At 67.5% G+C, this 21,888-nt stretch carries 18 protein-coding genes; 2 read left to right on the plus strand and 16 right to left on the minus strand.

The window, feature by feature from the left end; translation table 11 throughout:
* Window positions 1–2: 2 nt before the first annotated feature.
* The 7 genes from AC0IZJ_RS04570 to AC0IZJ_RS04600 all read right to left on the minus strand — a co-directional run bounded on the left by AC0IZJ_RS04570 (window position 3) and on the right by AC0IZJ_RS04600 (window position 9,474).
* A complete protein-coding gene (locus tag AC0IZJ_RS04570; RefSeq protein WP_471847072.1) occupies window positions 3–2,537 on the minus strand; it encodes a FimV/HubP family polar landmark protein in 2,535 nt (844 codons plus the stop codon).
* Between the two features lie 263 nt (window positions 2,538–2,800).
* The gene (asd, locus tag AC0IZJ_RS04575) at window positions 2,801–3,913 is read right to left on the minus strand and encodes an aspartate-semialdehyde dehydrogenase (protein ID WP_471847074.1); all 1,113 of its coding nucleotides are present in this window, start codon (window positions 3,911–3,913) and stop codon (window positions 2,801–2,803) included.
* 87 nt (window positions 3,914–4,000) lie between these two features.
* Entirely contained in the window at window positions 4,001–5,095 is a 1,095-nt protein-coding gene (gene leuB, locus AC0IZJ_RS04580) for a 3-isopropylmalate dehydrogenase (protein ID WP_471847076.1), read from the minus strand.
* A 1-nt stretch (window position 5,096) separates the two neighbouring features.
* Window positions 5,097–5,744 carry a 3-isopropylmalate dehydratase small subunit gene (gene leuD / locus AC0IZJ_RS04585; protein ID WP_471847078.1) on the minus strand — a complete coding sequence of 216 codons (648 nt, stop codon included), beginning with the start codon at window positions 5,742–5,744 and terminating at the stop codon, window positions 5,097–5,099.
* Between the two features lie 5 nt (window positions 5,745–5,749).
* Window positions 5,750–7,162 (minus strand): 3-isopropylmalate dehydratase large subunit, encoded by a 1,413-nt coding sequence (gene leuC, locus AC0IZJ_RS04590; RefSeq protein ID WP_471847080.1) that lies wholly within the window; start codon window positions 7,160–7,162, stop codon window positions 5,750–5,752.
* On the minus strand, window positions 7,159–8,052 hold the full coding sequence (locus tag AC0IZJ_RS04595; RefSeq protein WP_471847082.1) for a LysR family transcriptional regulator: 894 nt from the start codon (window positions 8,050–8,052) through the stop codon (window positions 7,159–7,161). Before AC0IZJ_RS04595 ends, leuC begins: the two co-directional genes overlap by 4 nt.
* Before the next feature lie 81 nt (window positions 8,053–8,133).
* Window positions 8,134–9,474 (minus strand): hypothetical protein, encoded by a 1,341-nt coding sequence (locus tag AC0IZJ_RS04600; protein ID WP_471847084.1) that lies wholly within the window; start codon window positions 9,472–9,474, stop codon window positions 8,134–8,136.
* Window positions 9,475–9,784: 310 nt separating this feature from the next.
* Here AC0IZJ_RS04600 and AC0IZJ_RS04605 point away from each other — a divergent pair, with 310 nt between their 5' ends.
* The gene (locus tag AC0IZJ_RS04605) at window positions 9,785–11,467 is read left to right on the plus strand and encodes a vWA domain-containing protein (RefSeq protein WP_471847086.1); all 1,683 of its coding nucleotides are present in this window, start codon (window positions 9,785–9,787) and stop codon (window positions 11,465–11,467) included.
* Here AC0IZJ_RS04605 and AC0IZJ_RS04610 read toward each other — a convergent pair.
* From AC0IZJ_RS04610 to scpA, 9 genes are read right to left on the minus strand one after another with little or no spacing between them, the layout of a single operon-like run.
* Window positions 11,447–11,920, minus strand: coding sequence for a VOC family protein (locus AC0IZJ_RS04610; RefSeq protein WP_471847089.1), 474 nt, complete (start codon window positions 11,918–11,920; stop codon window positions 11,447–11,449). The genes AC0IZJ_RS04605 and AC0IZJ_RS04610 overlap by 21 nt on opposite strands.
* A gap of 8 nt (window positions 11,921–11,928) precedes the next feature.
* Window positions 11,929–13,128: an FAD-dependent oxidoreductase gene (locus AC0IZJ_RS04615; protein WP_471847091.1), complete on the minus strand. Its 1,200-nt coding sequence runs from the start codon at window positions 13,126–13,128 to the stop codon at window positions 11,929–11,931.
* Complete coding sequence (locus tag AC0IZJ_RS04620; protein ID WP_471847093.1) at window positions 13,121–15,166, minus strand: acetyl-CoA carboxylase biotin carboxylase subunit; 2,046 nt, start codon at window positions 15,164–15,166, stop codon at window positions 13,121–13,123. The genes AC0IZJ_RS04615 and AC0IZJ_RS04620 overlap by 8 nt, the downstream gene beginning before the upstream one ends.
* Before the next feature lie 11 nt (window positions 15,167–15,177).
* Window positions 15,178–15,468, minus strand: coding sequence for a helix-hairpin-helix domain-containing protein (locus tag AC0IZJ_RS04625; protein ID WP_471847095.1), 291 nt, complete (start codon window positions 15,466–15,468; stop codon window positions 15,178–15,180).
* Window positions 15,465–16,997 (minus strand): acyl-CoA carboxylase subunit beta, encoded by a 1,533-nt coding sequence (locus AC0IZJ_RS04630; protein ID WP_471847097.1) that lies wholly within the window; start codon window positions 16,995–16,997, stop codon window positions 15,465–15,467. The genes AC0IZJ_RS04625 and AC0IZJ_RS04630 overlap by 4 nt, the downstream gene beginning before the upstream one ends.
* A gap of 4 nt (window positions 16,998–17,001) precedes the next feature.
* Complete coding sequence (locus AC0IZJ_RS04635; RefSeq protein WP_471847099.1) at window positions 17,002–17,397, minus strand: VOC family protein; 396 nt, start codon at window positions 17,395–17,397, stop codon at window positions 17,002–17,004.
* Window positions 17,394–18,365: a methylmalonyl Co-A mutase-associated GTPase MeaB gene (meaB, locus tag AC0IZJ_RS04640; RefSeq protein ID WP_471847101.1), complete on the minus strand. Its 972-nt coding sequence runs from the start codon at window positions 18,363–18,365 to the stop codon at window positions 17,394–17,396. Before meaB ends, AC0IZJ_RS04635 begins: the two co-directional genes overlap by 4 nt.
* Window positions 18,362–18,802, minus strand: a complete 441-nt coding sequence (locus tag AC0IZJ_RS04645; protein ID WP_471847103.1) for a GNAT family N-acetyltransferase — start codon at window positions 18,800–18,802, stop codon at window positions 18,362–18,364. The genes meaB and AC0IZJ_RS04645 overlap by 4 nt, the downstream gene beginning before the upstream one ends.
* Window positions 18,799–20,982 (minus strand): methylmalonyl-CoA mutase, encoded by a 2,184-nt coding sequence (scpA, locus tag AC0IZJ_RS04650; RefSeq protein WP_471847105.1) that lies wholly within the window; start codon window positions 20,980–20,982, stop codon window positions 18,799–18,801. Before scpA ends, AC0IZJ_RS04645 begins: the two co-directional genes overlap by 4 nt.
* Window positions 20,983–21,066: 84 nt before the next feature.
* On the opposite strand from scpA, the gene AC0IZJ_RS04655 reads away from it, so the two are divergent.
* Window positions 21,067–21,729: a GntR family transcriptional regulator gene (locus AC0IZJ_RS04655; RefSeq protein ID WP_471847107.1), complete on the plus strand. Its 663-nt coding sequence runs from the start codon at window positions 21,067–21,069 to the stop codon at window positions 21,727–21,729.
* Window positions 21,730–21,888: the final 159 nt, after the last annotated feature.

The raw sequence follows: 21,888 nt of genomic DNA on the forward strand, positions 1-21,888 counted from the left end.
GCTTAGCGCAGGTCGTTCAGCATCGCCTGAGCGCGGTCGCGCAGCGAGCCGCTGGCGCGCTGGATCAGCTCTTGCAACACCTCGCGGGCGCCCTCTGTGTCGCCGATCTGGCGGAACTCGTCGGCCAGCTCCAGCTGACGAACCAACGGATCGCCGTCGTCGTCACCCAGGGCTTCAAGTGCTTCGGCCAGGTGATCAGGATCGGTTTCACCGGGCTGGGTGGGCTCGCCGAGGTCGAAGTCCAGGTCAGTCGGCGCCGTTGCCGGCGCAGACGTGGTGCTCGACAGGCCGCCCATGCTGCTGAGGTCGAAGTTCAGATCAGGCGCCGGCGGTGCGACACGGGCGCCACGGCCGGAGATGTCGAAGTCCATCGTCAGCGGTGCATGCTCGACCGAGGCCGGCATGGCCTGGGTCGCGGCCATCGCGTGAGGCGAGACCGGCTCAGGGGCGTCGAGGTCCAGGTCCAGCGCCAGATCGAAGCCACTGACAGGACCGGTGTCGGGGCCGCCGCGGGACAGCGCGTCCGTTCCCAGATGAGCCGTGGAGGGATGGGCGCCGCTCGGCAATGCCGTCTGCGGCAACGTGCTGGCATTCATCGGCTCGGGGCGCAGTTCGGGACCGTCCTCGACATGGGCCGGCGCGCCGCCCGGCTGGTACAGCGGGTTGTCCGGGTCGATGCCGCGGCCGAGTTCCTGCGCCTTGGCCCAGTCTTCACCGGAGCCGCGGGTCTCGGCGAACAGCTGCACGGCGAGTTGCTCGAAGCCCTTGGTGTCGCGGCGCTTGGCGTAGACCTCGAGCAGCTTCAGGCGGATGGCCAGGCGCGTCGGGTTGGCGCGCAGGGCTTCCTTGAGGATCTCCTCGGCCTGAAGGTCGCGGCCATAGGCCAGGTAGACGTCGGCCTCGGCGACCGGATCGACATCGCCGATGGCGTCCAGCTGGCTGAGCGAGTAGCTCATCGACGACTGGCCGCTGTTCTGAGCATCGCGGGTGTCGACGCGCTGGCCGCCGGTGCCGCCGAAGAAGGAGTCGGGCTGCAGGCGGCTTTCGTGGAAGCCGGTCTCGGACGCATGGGCCGGGCGGCGCGAACGCAGCCGGAGCAATCCCAGCACGCCCAGCACCGCGACAAGCATGCCAGCCAGCGGCAGAACGATGGGACTGTCGAGCAGTTGCTCGATGACCCCCGGCGGCTCGGCGGCCGGCGGCGGGGGCAGCGGAGCGCTGGCGCGGGGTTGCGGCCTGGAGGCCGCGACGCTGGCCGCAGCCACGGGTGCCGGCGCGGACGCGGGCTCGACGGCGGCGACGACTGGCGCTGGCAGCGTCGGCACGACCGGTGCCGGAGCAGGCGCTGCGGAAGCCACCGGCGCGGCAGGCTTGGCGGCAGCGCTGGAGAGCTTCTTCAGCTCTTCGACGTTGCGTGTCAACTCAGCCACGCGGGCTGCGGCGTCCTTCTTCTCGGTGTCCTTGGACAGCTTGGTCTCGCTGGCGGCGGCGCCGGCCTTGCTGAGCGTAAGCTTGTCGGGCGTCGGCGCGGCGGCGGGCTTGCGGTCCTCGACGGCAGCCTGCACCTGGCCCTTGGACTGGCGCTCGTTGCCGCTGCTTTGCAGCGTCGGCGCGGCGGAGGCCAGGCGCTGACGGTAGGCTGAAAAATCGGCGCTTTGTGCCAGGATGATGCGGCGCGCCTCGGGCGCGGGCACGGTGGCCAAGGCATCGCTGGACGGCACCTGCAACAAGGCACCTGCCTTGAGCAGGTTCATGTTGCCGTCGATGAAGGCGTCAGGGTTGTTGCGGAACAGCCCGACGAGCATCTGGTCCAGCGAGATGCCGCTGACCTGGGTACGACCGGCGACCTTGGACAGCGAATCGCCCGGGCGCACGCGGTACTCGGAAGAGCCGGTGACGGGCGGACGCAGCGGGGCAGGTACAGGTGCGGGGACCGGCGCCGCAACCGGTGGCCGGGCCACGGCCACGGGCGGCTGAGCGGGCAGGATGCGCGGCAGCGCCGTGGTCACGGCAGGCGCCGGGGCGGGAACAGCTTCGCTGGCGACCGCTGGTGCGCCGGCAACGGCTGGCGGCGCGGAGATCATCGGGGCCGGCTTGGGCAGGCTCGGCGGGTCGAAGAGCAGCGTGTATTCCCGCACCAGCTTGCCGGTCGACCAGGTCAGCTCCAGGATGACGTCGACGAAAGGCTCTTGCACTGCGCGGTCGCTGCTGACGCGCAGCAGCGTGCGGCCGTCGCGGCGAACCACCAACACTTGGGCCGACGTCAGCACCGGGTTGTAGTCGACGCCGCTGGTGCGGTAGGCATCGGGCGGCGCAACGCGCACCTTGAGCGTGGCGGCCTCTTCTGGCGTCAGGCTGGTGACGTCGATTTCGGCGCGCATCGTCTCGCCGAGGGCGGACTGCACATTCAACCGGCCCAGGCCCAAGGCCTGAGCACCCCCCGTGGCCACGAGCAGCGCGGCGGCCAGTGCAAGGTGGTGGCGGGTGAAGCCGGTCGGGCGGACGCCCTCGAATGCGTCGCGGATGTGGTCTTTCAAGGCATTCCCCCAAGCAACAAGGCGGGGCATAGCGCCCCGCCTGTCTCGATCTTCAGCACGCGCTGCACATACCTGGTTTGCACGCTGATCTGCACGTTACGCCTGCGTCGAGTCTCGAATCAAAAACACAACAGCATCAAGCATATACGCGGAAATGCTCAAGGGGTATCTGATGTGTCGCTTGGTGTCGATAACGAGACCGGGGTCAACCCTAGGTCAACTCGTAAAAGACGGTAAGCGGAACAGGCGGTCGGGGTCCGGCCTCAGCGCTCCAGCAGGATGCGCAGCATGCGACGAAGCGGCTCGGCGGCGCCCCACAGCAGTTGATCGCCGATGGTGAAGGCGCCGAGGTACTCGGGGCCCATGGCCAGCTTGCGCAGGCGGCCGACGGGGATGGTCATCGTGCCGGTCACGGCCACGGGTGTCAGGTCGCGGATCGTGTCCTCGCGCGTGTTGGGCACGACCTTCACCCACTCGTTGTCGGCGGCGATCATGGCCTCGATGTCGGCCAGCGGCACGTCCTTCTTGAGCTTGAAGGTGAGCGCCTGGCTGTGGCAGCGCATGGCACCGACGCGGACGCAGAAGCCGTCGACGGGGATGGCGCCAGAGCCGAGGATCTTGTTGGTCTCGGCCATGCCCTTCCACTCTTCCTTGGACATGCCGTTGCCGAGGTCCTTGTCGATCCAGGGGATCAGGGAGCCGCCCAGCGGCACACCAAAGTTGGCGGTTTCGTCGGCGGACAAGGAGCGCTGCTTGGCGATGACCTGGCGGTCGATCTCGAGGATGGCGCTCTTGGGGTCGTCGAGCAGCGGCTTGACGGCGGCGTTCAACGTGCCGTACTGCGTCAGCAGCTCGCGCATGTGCTGGGCACCGCCGCCGGATGCGGCCTGGTAGGTCTGCGTGGACATCCACTCGACGAGGCCGGCCTTGTACAGCGCGCCCACGCCCATCAGCATGCAGCTGACGGTGCAGTTACCACCGATCCAGTTCTTGCCGCCGTTGCTCAGCGCCTGGTCGATGACCGGGCGGTTGACGGGGTCCAGGATGATGACGGCGTCATCCGCCATGCGCAGCGTGGAGGCGGCGTCGATCCAGTGGCCGGCCCAGCCCGCAGCGCGCAGCTTGGGGTAGACCTCGGACGTGTAGTCGCCGCCCTGGGCCGTGATGATGATGTCGCAGCGCTTGAGCTGTTCGATGTCGAAGCCGCTCTGCAGCGTCTTCTCGTTCTTGGCCTGGGCCGGGGCAGCGCCGCCGGCGTTGGAGGTCGAGAAGAACAGCGGCTCGATCAGGTCGAAATCGCGCTCAGCGGTCATGCGCTCCATGAGCACCGAGCCCACCATGCCGCGCCAGCCTACGAGGCCTACCAAGGTCGTCATCATCATTCCTTTGTCGTTCACCAAACCCCATCCACTTCGGGCCCCGGCTCGTTCGCCGGGTTTGGAGGGGCGAGACGAGACGGAGCTTTAGCTCTTGATGGTTTTCGTGGTCGTAATGGCTTTCACCACGGCGTCGCCCATTTCAATGGTCGAGACCTTCGTGGTGCCATCACTCCAGATGTCGGCGGTGCGCAAGCCCTGGGCCAGCACGGACTGCACGGCCTGCTCGATACGAGCGGCAGCGTCGGCTTGGTCGAGGGAGAACTTGAGCATCATGGCAGCGGACAGGATTGTAGCCAGAGGGTTCGCAATTCCCTTGCCGGCAATGTCCGGCGCGCTGCCGTGGCTCGGTTCGTAGAGGCCCTTGTTGTTGGCGTCCAACGAGGCGGACGGCAGCATGCCGATGGAGCCGGTCAGCATCGCGGCTTCATCGGACAGGATGTCGCCGAACATGTTGCCGGTCACGACGACGTCGAACTTCTTCGGCGCCTTGACGAGCTGCATGGCGGCGTTGTCCACGTACATGTGGTCCAGCTCGACGTCGGGGTACTGGGCGTGGACTTCGATGACGATGTCCTTCCAGAACTGCGAAGTTTCCAGCACGTTGGCCTTGTCGACGCTGGTCAGGCGCTTACTGCGCTTGCGCGCGGCCTGGAAGGCAACGTGGGCGATGCGCTCGATCTCGGGGCGCGAGTAGCGCATCGTGTCGAAGGCTTCGTCGGCGCCGGGGAAGTGGCCGTCCACGGCCGTGCGGCGGCCGCGCGGCTGACCGAAGTAGATGTCGCCGGTCAGTTCGCGGATCAACAGGATGTCGAGACCGGCGACGAGTTCCGGCTTGAGGGACGACGCGTGCGTGAGCTGTTCGTAGCAGATGGCCGGGCGGAAATTGGCGAAGAGGCCCAGGGCCTTGCGCAGACCCAAGATGGCCTGCTCGGGGCGCAGCGAGCGCTCGAGCTTGTCGTACTTCCAGTCGCCCACGGCGCCGAACAGCACGGCGTCGGCTTCCTGGGCCAGCTTCAGCGTGGCCGGGGGCAGTGGGTGGCCGCTGGTGTCATAGGCCTTGCCGCCGACGTCGGCCCAGTCGAGCTGCAATGGCAGGTCCAGCGCGTTCAAGACCTTGACGGCCTCGGCCATGATTTCGGGACCGATGCCGTCGCCTGGCAGTACTGCAATCTTCTTCATCTCAAATCACTCGGTTGTTGAGCCAGGGCTTCGCAGCGATGCGGGCAGCCTCGTAGGCGCGAATCTTGTCGGTGTGCTGCAAGGTCAGGCCGATCTCGTCCAGGCCGCCGATCAGGCACTCCTTGCGGAAGGGCTCGATGTCGAAGGGCAGTTCAGCGCCGTCGGGCTTGACGACGACCTGGCGCGGCAGGTCGACGATGAGCTGGTAGCCCGGGAAGGCATAGACCTCGTCGAACAGGCGCGCGATGGCGCTTTCCGGCAGCACGATGGGCAGCAGGCCGTTCTTGAAGCAGTTGTTGAAGAAGATGTCGGCGAAGCTCGGCGCCAGGATGGCGCGGAAGCCGAACTGTTGCAGCGCCCAGGGCGCGTGCTCGCGGCTGGAGCCGCAGCCAAAGTTGCTGCGCGCGATCAGCACGCTCGCACCGGCGTAGCGCGGCTGGTTCAGCACGAAGTCGGGGTTGGGCTTGCGGCTGGCCGGGTCCTGGCCGGGCTCGCCATGGTCCAGGTAGCGCCATTCGTCGAACAGGTTGGGACCGAAGCCCGAGCGCTTGATCGACTTCAGGAACTGCTTGGGGATGATGGCGTCGGTGTCGACGTTGTCGCGGTCCATGGGCGCGACAAGCCCCTTGTGGATGGTGAACTTGTCCATGGCTCTCAGCTCAACGTGCGAACGTCAACGAAATGCCCTGTCATCGCCGCAGCAGCAGCCATCGCAGGACTGACCAAGTGGGTGCGCCCACCGGCGCCCTGGCGGCCTTCGAAGTTGCGGTTGCTGGTCGACGCGCAGCGCTCGCCCGGCTCCAGCCGGTCGGCGTTCATGGCCAGACACATGGAACAGCCCGGCTCGCGCCATTCGAAGCCGGCGGCCTTGAAGACCTGGTCCAGGCCTTCGGCTTCCGCTTGCGCCTTGACGAGGCCGGAGCCCGGCACCACCAACGCCAGCTTGATGTTCTTGGCCAGACGGCCGCCGACGCGGCGCACGACGGCCGCGGCTTCGCGCATGTCCTCGATGCGGCTGTTGGTGCAGGAGCCGATGAAGACCTTGTCGACGTGGATGTCGCTGATGGCCTTGTTGGGTTCCAGCGCCATGTAGGTCAGCGCGCGCTCGATGGCGCCGCGCTTGACGGCGTCCTTTTCCTTGTCGGGATCGGGCACGCGCTCGTCCACCGACAGAACCATCTCGGGCGAAGTGCCCCAGCTGACCTGCGGGCGGATCTGCGCGGCGTCCAGCTCGACGACCTTGTCGAAATGCGCACCGGCGTCGCTGTGCAGCGTGCGCCAATAGGCGACGGCCTGATCCCACTCCACGCCGTTCGGCGAGAAGGGGCGGCCCTTGACGTAATTGATCGTCGTGTCGTCCACGCCGATCAGGCCGGCGCGGGCGCCGGCTTCGATGGCCATGTTGCAGACGGTCATGCGACCTTCCATCGAGAGTGAGCGGATAGCCGCGCCCGCAAACTCGATCGTGTAGCCATTGCCGCCAGCGGTGCCAATCTTGCCGATGATGGCGAGCACGATGTCCTTGGCGCCGACGCCCTTGGGGCATTGGCCTTCGACCTTGACGAGCAGGTTCTTGGCCTTCTTGGCCGACAACGTCTGCGTGGCCAGCACATGCTCGACCTCGCTGGTGCCGATGCCGTGCGCCAGCGCGCCGAAGGCGCCGTGCGTTGAGGTGTGGCTGTCGCCGCAGACGACGGTCATGCCGGGCAGCGTGGCGCCCTGCTCCGGGCCGATGACATGCACGATGCCCTGGCGCTTGTCGTTCATCTTGAACTGCGTGATGCCGACGCGATCGCAGTTCGCATCCAGCGTGTCGACCTGCAGCTTGGAGATGGGGTCAGCGATGCCTTGCGAACGGTCCGTCGTTGGCACGTTGTGGTCGCTGACGGCCAAATTGGCCGACAGGCGCCAGACCTTGCGGCTGGCCAGGTCCAGGCCTTCGAAGGCCTGCGGGCTGGTGACCTCATGGACGAGGTGGCGGTCGATGTAGAGCAGTGCCGTGCCATCCGGTTCGGAGTGCACGACATGCTCGTCCCAGAGCTTGTCGTAAAGGGTACGGGAGGTCATTGCTTTTCTCGAGGAATGAGGGTGTCCACGAAGCGTTGCACCACGGTGGGCAAGCGCTGTTGGCGCAGCACACCCAGGTAATAGTCGCGCTCCGCCCACGACTCTTCAAGTCGCAGGCAGCGCACGCCGAAGACGCGGGTGAAGCGCTCGGCGGGTTGTTCAGGCAAAACGGCGACGCCGAGGCCGGACTCGACCAGTTGGGCGATGCCGTCGAAGCCGCGCACCTGCAGGCGCGCGTTGAGAGTCTGGCCGCGGGCAGCGGCTTGCTCGCGCATCAGCTCCTGGGCGCTGGCGCCGGCGTTCAGGCCGATGAGGTCATAGGCCAGCATGTCGTCGAAGCTCACCGTTTCGCGGCTGGCCAGCGGGTGCTTGAGCGGGACGAGAGCCGCCAAGCGGCTGCGGGCGAAGACCCAGGCCTGCACGCGGTTGTCCAGCACTGGCGCCGTGAAGACGCCAACGTCCGCACGCCCTTCGGCCACGGCAGCCTGCACTTCGGCGCTGGTCAGGTCTTCCAGGCTGATGCGGATCTGCGCATGGGCCTGCGAGAACTCGACGAGGTAGGGCGGCAGGCACTCGGCGATGGCGCTGGTGTTGGACGCGATGCGCAGATGACCCTTGATGCCACGCGAAAACTCCATGACCTCGGTTTCGAGGGCGTAGAGGGACGCATGCAGCGAGCGGATGTGGCGCACCAGCGCCCGGCCGGCCTCGGTAGGTTCGACACCCCGCGCCCGCCGCTCGAAAAGCTGCACGCCGAGGCGGCTTTCGAGGTCAGACAGTCGCTTGCTGGCCGCAGCGAGCGCCAGGTGTTCCTGGGCGGCGCCACGGGTGATCGAGCGGGTCTGCTCGATGGCCAGCACGAGATTGAGAGTGGTGAGGTCGTGGCGCATGATCGTTTGACTCCAGCATAGCCTTCGCGAAGATGGCAATTCTGCGCCAAAAAGCGATAGTGATTTCGCCAAACACGAACTTCAACGTGTCGTTGGGCTGTCCATCTGCTTCAGCAACCCGCGCAGCACATTGCGGCTGTGCGCGCCGAAGTGGCCGAGCAGTTCGGCAAGCTCGCGCTGCAGCGCATCGCGCTGGCCCTGCAGGTCGCGCGCAAGCTCCGGGCCAAGCTGGGCCTCGTTGGCCGCGAAATCGAAATTGGGGTCAGTGACGAATTTCGCCGGCGCACCGACGACGACCGCCGCGTCCGTTGCCGGGCCGGCGGCGAAGGCTTCGGCGGCCACGACGTCGCGCACATAGCCCGGGCTCCAGGGCGGATAGCGCGCGTCGCCCGCGGCACCGCGCAGAGCCGTCTCCAATGGGCCGTCACGACGCTGGCGGGCGGCGTCGATGATCCAGCGCGTCTGGAACTGTTCCAGCACAAAGTGACGATTGCTCTGCAGCACAACCAGGCCTTGCCGGTCGGCCGGCGCGCCGAGCTGGGCCTTGAGGTTGACCCACATCATGTGGCCCAGCGTGGCGCCGGGGGCGGCACTGGCGTGATACGGCTGGGTCAGGTCCTGAACATGGTGCAGCGCCAGCCCGGCAAAGCGCCAGCCCCAGTAGGCATGGCCAGTCTGCCACGCCAGCACGGCCAGCCCGCCGTACTGCTGCACGCGCAGCTCGGCAAACGTACGGGCAAAGCTGGGCGCCAGCGTGTTGAAGACGGCGCCTTGGTGGAAGAAGCCCATGTGGAAGGGCGCCTGCGAGCCGATGGCGACGGCCGGGTTGCCAAAGGGCTGCTTGCCAAAGCCATACGACGGGTTGCCGGGGCTGCCCGGGTTGTCGTCGAACAGGTTGAGGTCGTGGCCGTAATCGGGCTCGTCGCAAGCCGAGGCCAGCACGGCCAGCGGCGCGACGGCTTCGCCGGGCTGCAAGGGGACAAAGCGCTGCGTCGCACCTTTGGAAGGGGTGACGGCGGAGACCAGGCTGGTGGCTATGGCCGGCCGCGTGGTCTCACCTTCGCGCGGATCGACCTGGAGATAGAGCGCCAGCCGGGACTGCGGCGACAGGCGCAGTGCGCGCAGCAAGGCGGCGCGACGTTCGGCATCGCTGCGCTTGGCGTCGGGCAGGAAACGCAACGCATCGGGCCGTGGCGCATGTCCTTTCAGGTGCTCACGGGCCCAGGCTTCCTGGGCATCCAGCGTGCGGGAGATGGCGGCGTCCTGGTCGCGCAGGAAATCAACCAGCGGCTCGGCCTTCACCGCTGCCGCGCCGGCCACCTCGGGCATGCGCTCGAAGGCGCGGTAGCACATGGGGCTGTGGTTGCCCCATGCCTGCGCGAAGGTCGGCAGCAGGGCCAGCAGAAGAAGGATGGGGCGCATCGGGCGGCGTGAAAGGCGAAGTCGCTGATTCTGGGCCCGAGCGGCCGAGCAAAGCCTTGCGACCGAATCCACGGGGTTGCTCATGACCCCCCGCCTCCCGGTGTGCCACGGGCCGGTCAGCCCAGCGCAGCACGCGCAAGATTTGCAGCGCGCAGGTTACGGGCGGGTACCGCGCAGCAGAAGCAGCGGTTGGGGAAGTGGCGCTTCGCCGCAGTTCATGGCTCGGGTTTGTCCGGGGCCGGCGCTGTCGGCGCGATGCGGCTGCGGCACGTTCGGATGCCAGGGCGCTCACCGCCCAAGGGAGATCCACATGACCCAGACCCTGGGCCCGCGCCGGCTCGGCCTTGCCTTGCTCATTGCCCTCGGCCTGAACGGCTGCGGGCATCAACTCAACCAGGGCGCCGAGGCCCCCCGGCCGGACGCACCGGCGCCCAAGCTGGAGCGCGCCGAAGTCGCGCCGCAACCCAGTCCGATTGCGCCGATTGCGGCAACTCAGGTGCCAGTGCCTCACATGGCCATCGCGGTGCCGGCATACCTGCCCGCTCCCCCGCCTCCCATCGCGCAGCCGCCATCTACGGCCCAGTACACCCGCTTCGAAGACCGCCCCTGGCAGCGCGTGGCCGAAGCGCCGCTCTCGACCTTCAGCGCCAGCGTGGACACCGGCAGCTACGCCAATGTGCGCCGCTTCCTGAACCGCGGCGCTCTGCCCCCGCGCGACGCGGTGCGCGTGGAGGAACTGGTCAACTACTTCGGCTACGACTACGCCGCACCGGCGGCGAACGCAGCCACGCCGTTCGCCGTCGATGCCCGCCTCGTCGCGTCGCCGTGGAACGCCGAGCGCGGTCTGTTGCGCATCGCTATCAAGGGGCAGGACCTGGCCAAGCAGAGCCTGCCGCCGGCCAATCTGGTCTTCCTCGTCGACGTGTCGGGCTCGATGAACCCGCAGGACCGGCTGCCACTGGTGCGCTCGGCCCTGCACCTGCTGACCAACCAGTTGCGGGCACAGGACCGCGTCGGCATCGTCAGCTACGCCAGTGGCACGCGCGTCGTGCTGGAGGCCACACCGGGCGACCGGAAGGACGCCATCCACGCCGCCATCGACACGCTCAGCGCTGGCGGCGGCACCTATGGCGAGGCGGGCATTCGCCTGGCCTACGCGCAGGCCCGCGCGGGCTTCATCAGCGAGGGCATCAACCGCGTGCTGCTGGCCACCGACGGCGACCTCAACATCGGCGTGACGAGCGCGGACGAGCTGAAAACCCTGGTGGAAGGTGAACGCAAGCGCGGCGTGAGCCTGACGACGCTGGGCGTGGGCGACAGCAACTACAACGAGGCGCTGATGAAGAAGCTCGCCGACGTGGGTGACGGCAGCTACCACTATCTGGACACGCTGCAGGAGGCGCACAAGGTGCTCGTCAACGAGATGACCAGCACGCTGGCCGTCATTGCCCAGGACCTGAAGCTGCAGATCGAGTTCAACCCGGCGCTGGTGCAGGAATACCGCCTCATCGGCTACGAGTTGAACAACCTGACGCGCCAGCAGTTCAACGACGACAAGGTGGACGCGGGCGACATCGGTGCCGGCCACACGGTGACGGCGCTGTACGAGATCATCCTCACCGGCGCCAAGGGCACGGTGGACCCGCTGCGCTACGGCGAGGGCAAGGACGCCAAGCCCGCCGACCCGCACGCAAGGGAGCTGGCCTGGCTGAAGCTGCGCTACAAGCCGCCGGGGCAGGCGGAGAGCAAGCTCGTTCAGCTGCCCATCACCAAGGCTGCGGCCTGGCCGGCGCTGGGCAAGGCGGACGCCGACCTGCGCTTCGCCATCGCCGTGGCCGCCTGGGGCCAGTGGCTGCGCGGCAGCACGCAGATCGGCGACTACGGCCCGGCTCAGATTGCCGCGCTGGCGCATGACGCGCGCAGTGCGGACCGCTACGGGCACCGCGCGGAGTTTGAGCGGCTGGTCGAACTGTCAGCCGGCTTGAAGCGCTGAGACCACTCCCGGCGGCGCCTGCACCAACTCGATCAGCACGCCCTCGCCGCCGAACGGGAACTGGCCATTGCCCTTGGGGTGGACGAAGCAGATGTCGTGGCCGGCCGCGCCCCGTCGGATGCCGCCCGGGGCGAAGCGCAGACCTTGCGACTCCAGCCACTGCACGGCGGCGGGCAGGTCGTCCACCCACAGGCCGACGTGGTTGAGCGGCGTGGCGTGGACGGCGGGCTTCTTGTCGGGGTCCAGCGGCTGCATCAGGTCCACCTCCACCGCATGGGCGCCCTGCCCCAGCGTGCAGATGTCCTCATCGACGTTCTCGCGCTCGCTGACGAAGTTGCCGGTCACCGGCACGCCCAGCAGGTCCACCCACAGGTGGCGCAGCCTGGCCTTGTCGAGGCCGCCGATGGCGATCTGCTGCAGGCCGAGGACCTTGAAGGGGCGCGTGTCGGTCATGGTCGTCTTCAGAGTTTGAGCCGCCCCCACAGCCAGCCGGTCTTGACCCCGGCCAGGGTGGCGATGGATTGTTGATGGATGTAGGGCAGCCGGCCACCCCAACCGAAGAAGCGGTCGCGCAGCCAGGGCGCGACGACGGCGTGGGACTGAAACATGGGCGTCAGGCCCTTGCTGGCCTGGCCGTAGAAGCGCAGGTGGGCGCGGCGGCGTTGGCTGTAGCGCGCGAAGACATCAGGCCAAGCGCCACCCACTTCGGCCGCCAGTTCGTGCGCGTCGATCAGCGCCATGTTGGCGCCCTGCCCCAGTTGCGGGCTCATGCCGTGGGCGCAGTCGCCGATGGCCAGCACGCGGCCGTCGTGCCAGCGCGCCATGTGCACGTCGGCGTAGCGCGCCTCGCGCAGCTGGGCGGCGTCGTGCAGGCCGGCGAGCAGTGGCGTCACATCGGGGAAGAGCTCGGCCATGCGCTGCTTGAGTGGGTCGAGGCCAATGCGGCCGGCCCAGCCGTCGAGTTCCGCAACCGGCAGGCTCCAGAACAGGTTGATGCCTTGTTCGGCATCGTCAGCGGCCGCCTTGCCGACGGGCATCAGACCCAGCATCTGCGAGGCCGAGCGGAAGCGCTGCCGCAGCTCGATCTGCGGGAAGCCCGGCGGCGCCGGCAGCACGGTCCAGACGGCGCCCCAGGGGAAAAGCCGCGCGCTCTGCTTGACCTTCAGCCCCAAGCGCAGCCGGGAGAAGCTGCCATTGGCGAGGATCAGCGCGCCGTGCCGCACGGGCTCGGTGCCGCTGAAGTGCAGCGTTACGCCGCTGTCATCCTGCTCAAAGCTCTCGACCGCCGCGCCGCAGTGCCAGGGGATGCCCAGCTCGCGCACGCGCTTCCACAGCAGGCCCATCAACGCGCCGCGCTGCAGCCCCAGGCCATAGGCGTCGGGGTGAAAGCGCCGGTAGCTCATGTTCAAAACGGCGCGGCCCGACGGCGTGTCGCCGAACAGCCGGTCCACGCGCACGCCCAGCGCCAGCGCTTCGTCCAGCAGGCCCATGGCCGCCAGCACGCGCTGGCCGGTGGGTTGCAGCAGCAGGCCGGCGCCGATGGGGCGCGGCTCGGGTACGGCCTCATAGAGCGTGACGGCAACCCCGCGCTCGGCCAGCCGCACGGCCGCCGCAGCGCCGGCCACGCCCGCGCCGACGATGGCGACCGTCGGCTCAGGCAAAGCGCAGGATGGGCTGGTCGACCGACAGGCTCTCGCCCGGCTTGGCCAGCACCTCGGCCACGGTCACGTCCTGACTCGCTGTGAGGATGTTCTCCATCTTCATCGCCTCGATGACGGCCAGGCGCTCGCCGGCCTGCACGGTCTGGCCGACCTGGGCGGCCAGGTGCACCAGCAGGCCGGGCATGGGCGACAGCAGCAACTTGCTCGTGTCCGGCGGCGCCTTGTAGGGCATCAGCGCCTGCAGCTCCGCCGCGCGCGGGCTCAGCACGGTCAGTTCGATGGAGCGGCCGCCGTGGTGGATGCGGTAGGCCAGCGGGTTCTTCGCCGTGCCGCGCTCGGCCTGCGCCGTGAAGGCCAGGCCGTTGACGGTGCCAGTGATGCGCACGTCGTTCAGGCGCGAACGGCTGGCGATGCGGTAGTCCTTGTCGCCCACCTGCACACGCGCCTCGCCCAGGGCACCGGCAAACTCGCTGATGTGCATGGGGTGCTGCTCGCTGCGCCCGCCGCCGAGGTTGACGACGGCGACGTAGTCATGCTCGATCTGCACCTCGTGGCCGCGCAGCTGGCCGCTGATGCCGGCCTCGCGCTCGCGCGCCTTGCGGCGGATGAAACCGGCCAGCGCGACGAGGAACAGCGGGTCGTCATGCGGGACGTCCTCGGCCTTGAAGCCGGCGGCGTAGTGCTGGGCGATGAAGCCGGTGTTGAAGTCGCCGCTCGCAAAGTCCGGATGGGCCAGCAGCGCGGCCTGGAAGGGGATGTTGCTGGACACGCCGCGGATGACGAAGCCGTTCAGCGCCTCGCGCATCTTGCCAATCGCCTCGGCGCGGTCGCGGCCGTGAACGATCAGCTTGGCGATCATCGAGTCGTAGAACATCGGGATCTCGCCGCCCTCGTAGACGCCGGTGTCAACGCGCACGCCGAAGCGGCTGGGCTCGCCTTGCTGCATCGTCGTCTCGGGCGGCTGATAACGCACCAGTCGGCCGGTGGACGGCAGGAAGTTGCGGAAGGGGTCTTCCGCATTGATGCGGCATTCGATGGCCCAGCCGTCGCGCTTGATCTGGTCCTGCGTGAACGACAGCGGCTCGCCCGCAGCGACGCGGATCATCTGCTCGACGAGGTCCAAGCCCGTGATGCATTCGGTGACCGGGTGCTCCACCTGCAGCCGCGTGTTCATCTCCAGGAAGTAGAAGCCCTGGTCCTTGCCGACGACGAACTCCACCGTGCCGGCGCTCTGGTAGTTGACGGCCTTGGCCAACGCCACGGCCTGCTCGCCCATGGCGCGGCGCGTGGCCTCGCTGATGAAGGGCGACGGCGCCTCCTCGATGACTTTCTGGTGGCGGCGCTGGATGGAACACTCGCGCTCCCACAGGTAGACGACCTGCCCTTGCGAGTCGCCCAGCACCTGGATCTCGATGTGGCGCGGCTCCTCGACGAACTTCTCGATGAAGACGCGGTCGTCGCCAAAGCTGTTGCGGGCTTCGTTGCGGCAGGACGTGAAGCCCTCGAAGGCCTCCTTGTCGTTGAACGCCACGCGCAAGCCCTTGCCACCGCCGCCGGCGCTGGCCTTGATCATGACGGGGTAGCCAATCTTCGCGGCGATGCCCACGGCTTCTTCCGCCGACAGGATGGGCTCGTTGTGGCCAGGGATGGTGTTGACGCCGGCCGCCGTGGCCAGCTTCTTGGACGCGATCTTGTCGCCCATCGCCGCGATGCTTGCGTGCTTGGGGCCGATGAAGACCAGGCCTTCTTCCTCGACGCGGCGCGCGAAGGCCTCGTTCTCGGACAGGAAGCCGTAGCCGGGGTGGATGGCCTGTGCGCCCGTCTGCTTGGCCGCGGCAATGATCTTGTCGGCGACGAGATAGCTCTCGCGCGACGGCGCCGGGCCCAGCAGCACGGCCTCGTCGGCCAGCTCGACGTGGCGGGCGTCCTTGTCGGCCTCGGAGTAGACGGCGACGGTGGCGATGCCCATCTTCTTGGCCGTCGCGATGACCCGGCAGGCGATCTCTCCACGATTCGAAATCAAGATCTTCGTGAACATGCTGAGCCTCGTTATTTCTTTGAACCGAGCAGCTTCTTGCGCTGCTCGGTGAAATGCCACCACGGCTGCGCAGGCCCGCCGTTCATGAAGTCATGTGCCGCCATGAACGTATCCAGCACACAGGGGTCATGGCGCTGGCCCATGGGGTCGCGCAAGGCGTCATAGGTCCTGTACGGGTCCATGCGCTTCACGTCGGCCGGCGTCGTGATGCCCAATCCGATGAGATCGGCCTCCATCGCCTTGCCGATGTTGGGGATGTCGGTCAGCCGCCTGGCCTCAGCGGCGCAGCTCGCCTTGCTCACAGCGGGATGTTCCCGTGCTTGCGCCACGGGTTCTCCAGCTTCTTGTCCTTCAACATCGACAGGCTGCGACAGATGCGCTTGCGCGTCTCGTGCGGCTGGATGACGTCGTCGATGAAGCCGCGGCTGCCGGCGATGAAGGGGTTGGCGAAGCGGGCCTTGTACTCGGCCTCGCGCGCGGCTAGCTTGGCGGGGTCGCCCTTGTCCTCGCGGAAGATGATCTCCACCGCGCCCTTGGCGCCCATCACGGCGATCTCGGCATTGGGCCAGGCGAAATTGACGTCGCCACGCAGGTGCTTGGAAGCCATCACGTCATAGGCGCCGCCGTAGGCTTTGCGGGTGATGACGGTGATCTTCGGCACGGTCGCCTCGGCGTAGGCGTAGAGCAGCTTGGCGCCGTGCTTGATGATGCCGCCGTACTCTTGAGAAGTGCCGGGCATGAAGCCGGGCACGTCGACGAAGGTGACGACCGGGATGCTGAAGGCGTCGCAGAAGCGCACGAAGCGCGCGGCCTTGATGCTGCTCTTGATGTCCAGGCAACCCGCCAGCACCAGGGGCTGGTTGGCGACGATGCCGACCGTCTGGCCTTCCATGCGAGCGAAGCCGGTGACGATGTTCTTCGCGTAATCGGGCTGCAGCTCGAAGAAGTCGCCGTCGTCGACGACCTTGAGGATCAGCTCCTTGATGTCGTAGGGCTTGTTCGCGTTCTCGGGCACCAGCGTGTCGAGCGAATAGTCCAGGCGCGCGGCCGGGTCGCCGCTCGGGCGGCAAGGTGCCTTCTCGCGGTTGGACAGCGGCAGGTAGTTGAAGAAGCGGCGCAGCATCAGCAGCGCCTCCACATCGTTCTCGAACGACAGGTCGGCCACGCCGCTGCGGCTGTTGTGCGTGGTGGCGCCGCCAAGCTCTTCGGCCGTGACTTCCTCGTGCGTCACGGTCTTCACGACTTCGGGGCCGGTGACGAACATGTATGAGCTGTCTCTCACCATGAAGATGAAGTCAGTCATCGCCGGCGAATACACCGCGCCGCCGGCGCAAGGCCCCATGATCATGCTGATCTGCGGGATGACGCCGGAGGCCATCACGTTGCGCTGGAAGACGTCGGCATAACCGCCCAGTGACGCGACACCTTCCTGGATGCGCGCACCGCCCGAATCGTTCAGGCCGATGACCGGGGCGCCGACCTTCATGGCCTGGTCCATCACCTTGCAGATCTTCTCGGCGTGGGCCTCGCTCAAGGCGCCACCGAAGACGGTGAAGTCCTGGCTGAAGGCGAAGGCCAGGCGGCCGTTGATCATGCCGTAGCCGGTGACGACGCCGTCGCCAGGGATCTTGTTCTCCTGCATGCCGAAGTCCACGCAGCGGTGCTCGACGAACATGTCCCATTCCTCGAAGCTGCCATCGTCGAACAGCAGTTCCAGCCGCTCGCGCGCCGTCAGCTTGCCCTTGGCATGCTGGGCGGCGATGCGCTTCTCGCCACCGCCGAGTCGGGCGCGGGCGCGCTTGTCTTCCAGCGCTTGCAGGATGTCGTGCATGGGTTCAGCCCTCGAACGGGAAATTGATCTCCACGCCATTGCCGGCGGGGTCTTGCAGGAAGAACTGGTGCTGGCGCGTGACCGCCGAGCGCGACTCGTGGAAGGTCACGCCCAGCGCAGCCAGATGGGCGGCAGTGGCCTTGGAGTCGGTACCGTAGAAGGCGGTGTGGTCGAAGGTCGACGGCGCGCTTGGGTTCACCGGGCCGCGCACCGGCTCGTGGGCGCGCTGCGTGGACAGGTGGACGATGGCGTGGTCGCCGGCATAGAGCCAGTAACCGTCGCTGTCGAAACCGGGCCGCGGGCCGACCGTCAGGCCCAGCACGTCGCGGTAGAAGTCGCGCAGCGTCGCCAGCAGTTCGGCGGGCGCACGCAGGTTGATGTGATTCAGACCAGTGATCATGAAGAACTCCGAAGCTTGAAGGCCGCCAGCAACTGGCGTGCCGCGGTGGATGGGGGCGTGCGGCCGTCGCGCACCTCGGCCGTGGCGGCCTCCAGGCGAGCGGCCATCCCTGGATGCGTGACGAAGGCGTGGCGCAGGCCGGCCTGGATGCGCTCCCACATCCAGGCAAGCGACTGTTCGCGGCGCTTGGCGTCCCAGGCGCCGCTGGACTGGCGCGCGTCGCGCTGTGTGCAGATGGCGTCCCAGAGCGACGCGATGCCGTCGGCCTTCAGCGCGCTGACTTGCAACACGCGCGGCGCGGCTGCCGCGTGCATCGGCAGCAGGCGCAGGGCGGATGTGATCTGCGCCTGCGCGCGCATGGCCGCAGCGGGGTCGAGGTCGGCCTTGTTGATGACGACGAGATCGGCCAGTTCCATCACGCCCTTCTTGATCGCCTGCAGGTCGTCGCCCGCATTGGGCAGCTGCAGCAGCAGGTAGAGGTCGGTCATGCCTGCGACGGCCGTCTCGCTTTGCCCGACGCCGACCGTCTCGACGATGACGATGTCGTAGCCCGCCGCCTCGCACAGCAGCATGGCCTCGCGCGTCTTCTCGGCCACGCCGCCGAGTGTGCCGCTGCTGGGGCTGGGGCGGATGAAGGCGCGCGTATCCATGGACAGCCTCTCCATGCGCGTCTTGTCGCCCAGGATGGCGCCGCCCGATACGCTGCTGGACGGGTCCACGGTCAGCACCGCCACGCGATGGCCCCGCTCCAGCAGCAGCAGTCCAAAGGACTCGATGAAGGTGCTCTTGCCCACGCCCGGCACGCCGGAGATGCCCAGGCGCAGCGAGGCGCCGGTGGCGGGCATCAGCTCGGTCAGCAGCGCGTCGGCCTGCTCGCGGTGGTCGGCGCGGGTGGACTCGACCAGCGTGATGGCCTTGGCCAGCGCGCGACGGTCGCCGGCCTGTAGGCGTCTGGCCAGGTCGTTCACGCCGCACTCTCCTCGACGGGGTGCCAGCGGTATTCGATGTCGAACTCTTGTTCTTCGACGACACGGAAGTCGTGGCGGCGATAGAAGTCGTTGGCGCGGCTGTCGCGCAGCGCAGCGAGCGTGATGGGTTGGCCTTGCCTCTTGAGCTGGTCGATGACCCAGGCGCCGATGCCCTGCCCTTGCGCGGCCGGCTTCAGATAGAGATGGTGCAGCCGCAGTTCGCCTTCGCGAGGTTCGACGGTGACGTAGCCGATGCGCTCGCAGTCCACCACAAGATGCTGCATCCACTCGGGCCGGAACTGGCTGCGCAGGCGCGCCCGCGCGACGGCGGGGTCGAAGCGGCCGAGCCGCTCCAGGCTCTCACGCAGCGCCTCGATGCGCAGGGTGAGCATGTCCTCGAAGTCCGCGTCGGCAACGGGCGCCAGCGTGGGGGTCAAACGGCAACTCCGCCCACTGCGGCGAGCTGAGCCTTGATGGCCTCAAGCACCCCCTTGGCGCTGGCGGGGATGGGCGTGCCCGGGCCGTAGACGCCCTTGACACCGGCCTCGTACAGGAAGTCGTAGTCCTGCGCGGGGATCACGCCGCCGACGAAGACGATGATGTCGTCCGCGCCCTGCTTCTTCAGCTCTTCGATGATGGCCGGCACCAGTGTCTTGTGGCCGGCCGCCAGCGTGGACACGCCCACCGCATGCACGTCGTTCTCGATGGCCTGGCGGGCGCATTCCTCGGGGGTCTGGAACAGCGGGCCGATGTCGACGTCGAAGCCGAGGTCCGCGAAGGCGGTGGCGACGACCTTGGCGCCGCGGTCGTGGCCGTCCTGGCCGAGCTTGGCGATCATCACGCGCGGGCGGCGGCCGTGTGCATCGCCAAACGCGGCGATCTCACCTTGCAGCCTGGCCCAGCCTTCGGCCGAGTCATAGGCGGCTGCGTAGACGCCGCTGACCTTGTGTGTGTCGGCACGATGGCGGCCATAAACGGCTTCCAGCGCGTCGGACACTTCGCCCACGGTGGCGCGCAGGCGCACGGCCTTGATGGCCAGGTCGAGCAGGTTGCCCTCGCCGGTTTCTGCGGCTTGCGTCAGCAAGGTCAGCGCAGATTGGACGGCAGCCGTGTCGCGCGTCGCCTTGATGCGGTTGAGCCGCGCGATCTGCCCGTCACGCACCTTGACGTTGTCAACGTCGAGGATGTCGATCGGGTCTTCCTTGGCGAGCTTGTACTTGTTGACGCCGACGATGACGTCCGTGCCCGAGTCGATGCGCGCCTGCTTTTCGGCCGCGCTCGCCTCGATCTTCAGCTTGGCCCAGCCCGAGTCGACCGCCTTGGTCATGCCGCCCATGGCGTCGACTTCCTCGATCAGCGCCCAGGCCTGGTCGGCCATGTCCTGGGTCAGCTTCTCCATCATGTAGCTGCCGGCCCAGGGGTCGATGACGCTGGTGATGTGCGTCTCTTCCTGGATGATGAGCTGCGTGTTGCGCGCGATGCGGCTGCTGAACTCGGTGGGCAGCGCGATGGCTTCGTCCAGCGAATTGGTGTGCAGGCTCTGCGTACCGCCGAAGACGGCGGCCATGGCTTCGATGGTGGTGCGCACGACGTTGTTGTACGGGTCCTGCGCGGTCAGGCTCCAGCCCGAGGTCTGGCAGTGGGTGCGCAGCATCAGGCTCTTTGGCGAGGTGGCGCCGAAGCTCTTCATGATGCGGGTCCACAACAGCCGCGCCGCGCGCATCTTGGCGATCTCGAGATAGAAGTTCATCCCGATGGCCCAGAAGAACGACAGCCGCGGCGCGAAGTCGTCGACAGCCAGGCCCTTGGCGATCGCCGTCTTCACGTACTCCTTGCCGTCGGCCAGCGTGAAGGCCAGTTCCAGCGCCTGGGTCGCGCCCGCCTCCTGCATGTGATAGCCGGAGATGCTGATCGAGTTGAACTTCGGCATCTGCTGCGCCGTGTATTCAATGATGTCGCCGACGATGCGCATGCTGGGCGCCGGTGGGTAGATATAGGTGTTGCGGACCATGAACTCCTTGAGGATGTCGTTCTGGATGGTCCCGGCCAGTTGCTCCTGCGGCACGCCCTGCTCTTCCGCGGCGACGACATAGCCGGCCAGCACCGGCAGCACGGCGCCGTTCATCGTCATCGAGACGGACACCTTGTCCAGCGGGATGCCGTCGAACAGGATCTTCATGTCCTCCACCGAGTCGATGGCCACGCCGGCCTTGCCGACGTCGCCGGTCACTCGCGGGTGGTCGCTGTCGTAGCCGCGGTGGGTGGCCAGGTCGAAGGCGACGGACACGCCCTGGCCGCCGGCGGCGAGAGCCTTTCTATAAAAGGCGTTGCTTTCCTCAGCGGTTGAGAAGCCCGCGTACTGGCGGATCGTCCACGGTCTGGCGGCATACATCGTCGCCTGCGGGCCACGCAGGAAGGGTTCGAAGCCGGGGAGCGTGTCAGCGTGCTGCAGGCCGGCCACGTCGGCGGCCGTGTAGAGCGGCTTGACGACCAGGCCCTCGGGCGTGACCCAGTTCAGCGCGCTCACATCGCCGCCAGGGGCGGACTTGGCCGCAGCCTTTTCCCACTGCTCCAGCGTGGCGGTCTTGAATTCCGGGGCGCGACTGCCGTCCGACATCGAACTTCTCCTTGACTGAGACGGCATCATAGCCCGCTCCGTTATTCATAATTATAAATTCAGATTCCACCTACACTCAGCGCCATGCCCGCCGGTTTGCTCGACCACGCGACCCCGTTTGCCTCCACTGCTCTGTATGAACAGGTGGCCGATCGGCTGCGCCAACACATCCTGGCGCGGGAGCTTGAGCCTGGCGCGTGGATAGACGAACTGAAGCTCTGCGGTGAGCTGGGCATCAGCCGCACGCCGCTGCGTGAGGCACTGAAGGTGCTGGCCAGCGAAGGCCTCGTGACGATGAAGCTGCGCCGCGGCGCCTACGTGACCGAGATGAGCGAACGGGATGTGCGGGAAGCCTATCAACTGCTCTCGCTTCTAGAAAGTGACGCGGCGGCAGAAGTCGCCACTCGGGCGACCGCCAATGAACTCGCCGAGCTGGGCGAACTGCACCGTGCGCTGGAGGAGGCCTTGCCCGACCGAGACGCCTTCTTCGCCGCCAACGAGCGCTTCCACTTGCGCGTGCTGGAGATTGACGGCAACCGCTGGCGGCTGCAGATCGTTGGCGACCTGCGCCGGCTGATGAAGCTCAACCGCCACCATTCGCTGTTCCGGGAGGGACGGCTGGAGGAGTCGCTGGCCGAACACCGCGCCATCGTCAAGGCGCTGCTTTCGCGGGATGCGCAAAGCTGCCGTGAACTTGTCACGGCTCATTTTTGTAACGGCTTGAACGCGACTCGGACGGCTTCCTGACAGCACCGGCGGCGCCCGTGAACTGCCACCGAAACGGCCTGCTTATCCGCGCGCGGATTGCGCAACCCCTAACTAGCATGCCAATCACTGGGTAAACCACCCCCGGCTTGGGTGTCCGAGCCGTGGGTAGTTGGCCGGTTTCGTGTTCAACGAGGCGGA

Source organism: Roseateles sp. AC306 (assembly GCF_979253795.1).